General features: G+C 64.3%; 7 protein-coding genes. 4 read left to right on the plus strand and 3 right to left on the minus strand.

Going from position 1 to position 7678, the window contains the following annotated elements; genetic code table 11:
• Positions 1 to 19 precede the first annotated feature (19 nt).
• Positions 20 to 994, minus strand: coding sequence for a 2-hydroxyacid dehydrogenase (locus tag ACK1U9_RS24600; RefSeq protein WP_108480640.1), 975 nt, complete (start codon positions 992 to 994; stop codon positions 20 to 22).
• Between the two features lie 179 nt (positions 995 to 1173).
• The gene (locus ACK1U9_RS24605; protein WP_085601183.1) at positions 1174 to 2121 is read right to left on the minus strand and encodes a LysR family transcriptional regulator; all 948 of its coding nucleotides are present in this window, start codon (positions 2119 to 2121) and stop codon (positions 1174 to 1176) included.
• Positions 2122 to 2312: 191 nt separating this feature from the next.
• On the opposite strand from ACK1U9_RS24605, the gene ACK1U9_RS24610 reads away from it, so the two are divergent.
• Genes ACK1U9_RS24610 through ACK1U9_RS24625 form a run of 4 tightly spaced genes read left to right on the plus strand, consistent with a single transcriptional unit; the run spans position 2313 to position 7092 of the window.
• Positions 2313 to 3842 carry an efflux transporter outer membrane subunit gene (locus ACK1U9_RS24610; protein ID WP_085601184.1) on the plus strand — a complete coding sequence of 510 codons (1530 nt, stop codon included), beginning with the start codon at positions 2313 to 2315 and terminating at the stop codon, positions 3840 to 3842.
• Positions 3839 to 6016 carry an FUSC family protein gene (locus ACK1U9_RS24615; protein WP_108480642.1) on the plus strand — a complete coding sequence of 726 codons (2178 nt, stop codon included), beginning with the start codon at positions 3839 to 3841 and terminating at the stop codon, positions 6014 to 6016. The genes ACK1U9_RS24610 and ACK1U9_RS24615 overlap by 4 nt, the downstream gene beginning before the upstream one ends.
• Positions 6017 to 6020: 4 nt before the next feature.
• Positions 6021 to 6221: a DUF1656 domain-containing protein gene (locus tag ACK1U9_RS24620; protein WP_008097766.1), complete on the plus strand. Its 201-nt coding sequence runs from the start codon at positions 6021 to 6023 to the stop codon at positions 6219 to 6221.
• A 10-nt stretch (positions 6222 to 6231) separates the two neighbouring features.
• Positions 6232 to 7092 carry an efflux RND transporter periplasmic adaptor subunit gene (locus ACK1U9_RS24625; protein ID WP_046617097.1) on the plus strand — a complete coding sequence of 287 codons (861 nt, stop codon included), beginning with the start codon at positions 6232 to 6234 and terminating at the stop codon, positions 7090 to 7092.
• Between the two features lie 67 nt (positions 7093 to 7159).
• On the opposite strand, the gene ACK1U9_RS24630 is transcribed toward ACK1U9_RS24625, so the two are convergent.
• Complete coding sequence (locus ACK1U9_RS24630) at positions 7160 to 7612, minus strand: universal stress protein (protein WP_046617098.1); 453 nt, start codon at positions 7610 to 7612, stop codon at positions 7160 to 7162.
• Between the last annotated feature and the right edge of the window lie 66 nt (positions 7613 to 7678).

Genomic DNA, 7678 nt, shown 5'->3' on the forward strand with positions numbered 1-7678 from the left:
GGCAGGCAGCAGAGGGCGATCAGCCCTTCCACACCTGCGGGTTCACCAGATCCCGCGGCCGCTCACCCAGCAGCGCCGCACGCAGGTTGTCGATTGCCCGGTTGGCCATGGCCTCGCGGGTTTCGGCAGTGGCCGAACCAACATGCGGCAAGGTCAGGGCATTGGGCAGCTTGAACAGCGGCGAATCGCTCAGCGGCTCTTTCTCGTACACATCCAGGCCCGCACCGCGAATGGTGCCGTTCTGCAGCGCCTCGATCAGCGCAGCCTCGTCCACCACCGGCCCGCGGGCGATGTTGATCAGGAACGCGCTCGGCTTCATCAGTTGCAACTCACGCGCACCTATCAGTTTGCGGGTGGCATCGGACAACGGCACCACGATGCAGACAAAGTCGGCTTCGCTCAGCAGTTGCTCCAGGCTGCGGAACTGTGCCCCCAGCTCTTGCTCCAGTGCGGTCTTGCGGCTGTTGCCGGAGTAGATGACCGGCATGTTGAAACCGAACCGGCCACGGCGGGCAATGGCGGCACCGATGTTGCCCATGCCGACGATGCCCAGGGTCTTGCCGTGCACATCACTGCCGAAGTGGGCCGGGCCTACGGTAGCTTGCCAGTTGCCGGCCTTGGTCCAGGCGTCCAGTTCGGCGGTGCGGCGGGCGCAGCCCATGATCAGCGAAAAGCCCAGGTCGGCGGTGCTTTCGGTCAGCACGTCGGGAGTGTTGGTCAGGGCGATGCCGCGTTCGTTGAAGTAGTCCAGGTCGTAGTTGTCGTAGCCGACCGACACGCTGGATACCACTTCCAGCCTGGCCGCTCCTTCGAGTTGCGCCCGGCCGAGCTTGCGGCCAACGCCGATCAGGCCATGGGCTTCGGGCAGGGCTTCGTTGAACTGGGCGTTGATATCGCCGAGCTTGGGGTTCGGCACGATCACGTTGAAGTCTTGCTGCAGGCGTTCGGCCATGGCCGGGGTGATACGGCTGAAGGCCAGGACGGTCTTTTTCATCGGGCAACTTCTCTGCAAGGCGGTGGGGCGGTGGTGGTTTCTTCGCGGGTGAACCCGCTCCCACAGGTATTGCACAGGCCTGGAAGGCAGTGGTGTACCTGTGGGAGCGGGTTTACCCGCGAAGAGGCCGGCAATGGTTAGCAACCTACCATTGTCCGCCCCCGCAATGCAGCAGCTTTTTAATTGGCGATCATCACCTGATGGGTTTTCAGGTCTGCCTCATGGGCTGCCAGAATCTCCGGCAGCGAGTTGCGCAGGTACTCGACCCAAGTCTTGATCTTGGCATCCAGGTACTGCCGCGACGGGTAGATGGCGTACAGGTTCAGTTCCTGCAGCCGGTACTCGGGCAGCACCCGTACCAGGCTGCCATCGCGCAGGCCGTCGATGGCCGAATAGATCGGCAGCACGCCCACGCCCATGCCGCTGCGAATCGCAGTTTTCATGGCATCGGCAGTATTGACCATGAACGGCGAGCTGGTGATGTTGACCATCTCCTGGCCTTCCGGCCCATCGAACAGCCACTTTTCCAACGGGATCACCGGGCTGACCATGCGCAGGCAGGCATGCTTGAGCAGGTCGGAAGGCTTGTGCGCAACGCCGTGGCGGGCAATGTAGGCGGGCGAGGCGCAGACGATGCTGTAGGTGATGCCCAGGCGCTGGGACACGAACCCGGAGTCGGGCAGTTCGGTGGCCAGCACGATGGAAACGTCATAGCCCTCGTCGAGCAGGTCGGGCACGCGGTTGGCCATGGTCAGGTCGAAGGTCACGTCCGGGTGCGATTCGCGGTAGCGGGCGATGGCGTCGACCACGAAGTGCTGACCGACCCCGGTCATCGAGTGCACCTTCAATTGCCCGGCCGGGCGGGCATGTGCGTCGCTTGCCTCGGCCTCGGCTTCTTCGACATAGGTAAGAATCTGTTCGCAACGCATCAGGTAGCGCTTGCCGGCTTCGGTCAGCGCAATGCGGCGGGTAGTACGGTTGAGCAGCCTTGTTTGCAGATGGGCTTCCAGGTTGGAGACCGCCCGCGACACGTTCGCGGTGGTCGTATCCAGTTGCCCGGCGGCAGCGGTAAAACTGCCAAGTTGGGCTACGCAACTGAAAGCACGCATGTTTTGCAGGGTGTCCATGGGTCACTCTCGATGTAGAGGACAAAATTGTGTCACGAAGTAACGTAAAAGAGATGAAAAGTTGCCTTCGACCAAAGGCGGATTATCGCTGTTTTGGTAACAAAGATTCGCAGGAATCCACGCTTATCGCCAGTGCTGCCGCCCCCTAGAATTGCCCGGCCCCTCCAACTCTTCCTCGGGAAATCGCAGCTGTGCCGCGTCGCATCATCAGAACGCTCAGTGCGTTCAGTGCCTGTGCCCTTGCCCTCACCTTGAGCGGCTGTATCGGAACCTGGGGCATTGCCCCGCAAAGCAAGACGCTGCAAGCCAACAACCTGAACACCGACGCGGCCATACGCGAAGCCGCGACCGACGCCCACTGGCCCGACCAGCAGTGGTGGCACGCCTATGGCGACCCACAGCTGGACCGCTGGGTTGCCCTGGCCGTGGCCGGCAGCCCAAGCCTGGCCATGGCTGCGGCGCGGGTACGCGAAGCCAAGGCCATGGCCGGCGTGGTCGAGTCGGCGGAAAAACTCCAGGCCAATGGCCAGGCCACGCTCAAGCGTCACAACTGGCCTGAAGACCAGTTCTACGGCCCGGGCGCGCTGTCCGGCGCCAATACCTGGGACAACAACGCCGCCATTGGCTTCAGCTATGCACTCGACCTGTGGGGCCGCGAACGCAATGCCAGCGAGCAGGCCGTGGATCAGGCGCACATGAGTGTGGCCGAAGCCCGCCAGGCGCAGCTGGAGCTGCAGAACAACGTGGTGCGCGCCTACATCCAGCTGAGCCTGCACTTCGCCCAGCGCGATATCGTCAAGGCCGAGCTGGACCAGCAGGAGCAGATTCTGGCCTTGGCCAAGCGCCGGCTGGATGCAGGCATCGGTACTCATTTCGAAGTCAGCCAGGCCGAAGCGCCGTTGCCGGAAACCCATCGCCAGCTCGACAGCCTGGACGAAGAAATTGCCCTGGCCCGTAACCAGCTGGCCGCCCTGGCAGGCAAGGGCCCGGGGGAAGGCGCACAGTTGCAGCGCCCGAGCCTGGCCCTGGCCGCGCCGCTGAAGCTGCCGTCGAATCTGCCGGCCGAACTGGTCGGCCAGCGCCCCGACGTGGTCGCCAGCCGTTGGCAGGTGGCCGCCCAGGCGCGGGGTATCGATGTTGCCCATGCCGGCTTCTTCCCCAACGTAGACCTGGTCGGCAGCCTCGGCTTCATGGCAACCGGTGGTGGCCCGCTGGAATTCCTCACCGGGCGCAAGTTCAACTACAACGTCGGCCCGGCCATCAGCCTGCCGATCTTCGACGGCGGCCGCCTGCGCTCGCAGCTGGGCGTGGCCTCTGCGGGCTATGACATGGCAGTGGCGCGCTACAACCAGACCGTGGTCGGTGCGCTGAAGAACATCTCCGACCAGCTGATTCGCCGTGAGTCGATGAAAGAGCAGTCGCACTTCGCCGCTGAGTCGGTCGCGGCTGCGCAGAAAACCTACGACATCGCCATGGTCGCCTTCCAGCGTGGCCTTACCGACTACCTCAACGTGCTCAACGCCCAGACCTTGCTGTTCCGCCAGCAGCAGGTGCAACAGCAGGTGCAGGCCGCCCGCCTGATTGCCCATGCCGAGTTGGTCACTGCCTTGGGCGGCGGCTTGCAGGCTGGCCAGGACGTGCCGAAAGAGGAGCGCCAGGCCGCACCGAAAACCCCGGCCACCCTGGCCATTTTCGACAAGAAGCCGGATAACGCCGAATGAGCACCTCAAGTTTGCCCGTGCGCTGGCTGCAGAGCCTGGAATGGCGCCGGGGCTTCTTTGCCTGGGCACGCACCGACGGGGTGACCTGGGTGTACATCTTCAAGGTGCTGGCCGCCGCGTTCATCACCCTGTGGCTGGCCATGCGCCTGGAGCTGCCCCAACCGCGCACGGCGATGATCACCGTGTTCATCGTCATGCAGCCGCAAAGCGGGCATGTGTTCGCCAAGAGCTTCTACCGGGTGCTCGGCACCCTGGCCGGCTCGGCGATGATGGTGGCGCTGATCGCCATATTCCCGCAGAACACCGAGCTGTTCCTGCCCAGCCTGGCCCTGTGGGTAGGCCTTTGTTCGGCCGGTGCCATGCGCTACCGCACCTTCCGCGCCTATGGCTTCGTGCTGGCCGGCTACACCGCGGCGATGATCGGCCTGCCGGTGCTGGAACACCCTGATCAGGCGTTCATGGCGGCGGTATGGCGGGTGCTGGAAATCGCCCTGGGCATTCTGGTGTCGACCTTCGTCAGCGCGGCGATTCTGCCGCAGTCGGCCAGTGCCGCCATGCGCAACGCCCTGTATCAGCGCTTTGGCGTGTTCGCCGGAGTGGTGGTCGAGGCCCTGCGCGGCGAAAGCCAGCGGGACCGCTTCGAGAGCAGCAACGTGCGCTTCGTCGCTGAAGCAGTGGGCCTGGAGAGCCTGCGCAACGTAACCGCCTTCGAAGACCCGCACATGCGCCGGCGCTCTGGTCGCCTGGTGCGCATGAACAGCGAGTTCATGGCCATTACCACACGCTTCAATGCCCTGCATCGTTTGCTGGAGCGCCTGCGCGCCCGCGGCCCGCTGCAGATCGTCGGCGCCATCGAGCCGGGCCTGAACACCCTCGTGGAGCTGTTGCAGCCCTACGTGGGCCGGGCGCTGACCGACGCCGATGCGCTGCGCCTGACCCTGGAGCTGGCCGCTTACAAGGAAGGCCTGCAGGCACAGGTGCGCGGCCTGCGCGCCGAGTACCTGGCAACCGAGCCGAGCGAGTCCGACCTGCTCGACTTCCACACTGCCTTCGAGCTGCTCTACCGCTTCGTCGACGAGATGTACAGCTACGCCGAAACCCACGCCTCGCTGGCCGCGCACCGGCACGAGCGCGAGCAGTGGAGTGAGCCCTATGTGGCGCAGACCAGCTGGTTGGTATCGTTGGCCGCCGGTGTGCGCGCCTCGGCGGTGCTGTTGCTGCTGGGCAGCTACTGGTTGTTCAGCGACTGGCCCAGCGGCGCCATGATGACCCTGATCGCCACCGTCACCGTGGGCCTGTCGGCGGCCTCGCCGAACCCCAAGCGCATGTCGTTCCAGATGGCCTGCGGCACGGCGATCGGTGCCTTCGTCGGCTTCTTCGAAACCTTTTTCGTGTTCCCCTGGATCGACGGTTTCCCGCTGCTGTGCATGGTCCTGGCGCCGGTGTTCGTGTTGGGGGCGTTCCTTTCGTCACGGCCGGCCTATGCCGGCTATGGCATAGGCCTGCTGGTGTTCTTCGCCATCGGTTCGGTGCCGAACAACCTCACCGTGTATGACCCATACACCTTCATCAACGACTACATCGGCATGGTCATCGGCATGTTCGTTTGTGCCGCTGCCGGGGCGATCATCCTGCCGCCCAACAGCCGCTGGCTGTGGAGCCGCCTGGAGCAGGAACTGCGCGAGCAGGTGCTGTTCGCCATCAGCGGCCGCCTGCGCGGCATCGGTACCGCCTTCGAAAGCCGCACCCGAGACCTGCTGCACCAGGCGTATGGCCTGGCAGCCGGCAAGCCGCAGGTACAGAGCCAGTTGATGGGCTGGATGTTCACCGTGCTGGAAATCGGCCACGCCATCATCGAGCTACGCAAGGAACAGGCCCGTGCGCCGGTGCACCCGGCCTACGCCGAGTCGCAGCCCTGGCGCCAGGCGATCCGCGTGATGGGCCGTGCCCTGGCCCGGTTGTTCCTGCAGCCCAGCGCCAGCAACCACGAACGCGCGCTGGTGGCGGTGGACCACGCCATCTCCCGCGTGCAGGCAACCGACGAGCCCTTCGCCCGCCACTTCGACACTTCGGTGCTGCGCCGCGCGCAAAGCTACCTGCACTTCATCCGTTCTTCCCTGCTCGACCCACAGTCGCCGTTGGCACCGGCGAAAGGACTGCACGATGCTCCGTGAAACCATGCCCCGTGAAATCGCTTTCCATGGCGTGTACATGCCCACCATGACCTTGATGTTCCTGTTCGCCCTGGGCCTGGCCTGGGGCCTGGACCGGTTCATTGCCAGCCATGATGGCTACCGCTTCTTCTGGCACCCGGCGCTGCTGCGCCTGAGCCTGTTCGTCTGCCTGTTCGGCGCTTTGGCGCTGTCGCTCTACTGGTGAGAATCCTTCGATGAAAAAGTTCTTCAGCCTGATCGCCACCCTGTTGGTGCTTGCCGCTGCCGTGGTGATCGGTCGCCAGTTGTGGCTGCACTACATGACCACGCCATGGACCCGCGACGGCCGTGTGCGTGCCGACATCATCAACGTCGCTGCCGATGTGCCTGGCTATGTGGTGGACGTGCCGGTCAAGGACAACCAGCGGGTGAAGAAGGGCGACCTGCTGATCCAGATCGACCCCGAGCACTACCAGCTGGCGGTCGACCAGGCCAAGGCGCTGGTCGCTTCGCGCAAGGCCACCTGGGAGATGCGCAAGGTCAACGCCAAGCGCCGTGCCGACATGGACAACCTGGTGATCTCCAAGGAAAACCGCGACGACGCCAGCAACATCGCCAACTCCGCCCAGGCGGACTACCAGCAGGCCCTTGCCGAACTGGCCGCCGCCGAACTGAACCTCAAGCGCACGCATATCGTGGCCACGGTGGACGGCTACGTGACCAACCTGAATATCCACAAGGGTGACTATGCGCGTACCGGTGAAGCGGTGATGGCGGTGGTCGACGAGAACTCGTTCTGGGTGTACGGGTTCTTCGAGGAGACCAAGCTGCCGCATGTGAAGGTGGGTGACCAGGCCGAGCTGCAGATGATGAGCGGCGAGCGCATCAAGGGCCACGTGGAGAGCATCGCCCGTGGCATCTATGACCGCGACAACCCACAGAGCCGCGAGTTGATCGCCGATGTGAACCCGACTTTCAACTGGGTGCGGCTGGCGCAGCGGGTGCCGGTGCGCATTCATATCGATGAAGTGCCGGACGGGTTTTTGCTGGCAGCGGGGACGACTTGTACGGTGGTGGTGAAGCCGAGTTCGCCTTGATAAATATGTCGCCTGGGATCAAGCGCTGTGCGGGCGGCGTTCGATCTCAGGCGATATACCTCTCAAGTCATGCACTCGCCGCCCCCACCAACACCGGCACCTTCACCCGATCAATCACCTTCGCGCTGATCGACGGGTCCAGCATCCGCCCCAGCCGTGACAGGTGGCGGTGGCCCATGATGATCAGTTCACAATTCAGTTCCTGCGCCTTGGCCACGATTGCCTCGACCGGCTGCCCGGCCACCATGCAGCCCCGGCTGGCGAAGCCGGCTTGCTGCAACTCGCGCACCGCCTCGGCCACTGCCTGGTCGGCCTGGTGCTGCTCTTCGCAGGCGGCGGGGTATTCTTCCAGTTCTTCCGCGGTGTAGGGCGCGGGTTGATCGTGGACGGCGAAGGTAGAGTCGATGGCCAGCAGCACATGCAGTTCGTGTTCGCCGGGGCGGCAGTAGTGGCGGGCGAGGGTGAGCAGGGCAGTGGATGCAGGGGAGGCGTCGATGGCGATCAGGACAGGGCTGGGCATGTGGAATCCTTTTTTCAGGCTGGCTAAGCATTTGCCTGTACCGGCCCTATCGCCGGGGAGCCCCCC

Source organism: Pseudomonas sp. XP1 (genome assembly GCF_053557675.1).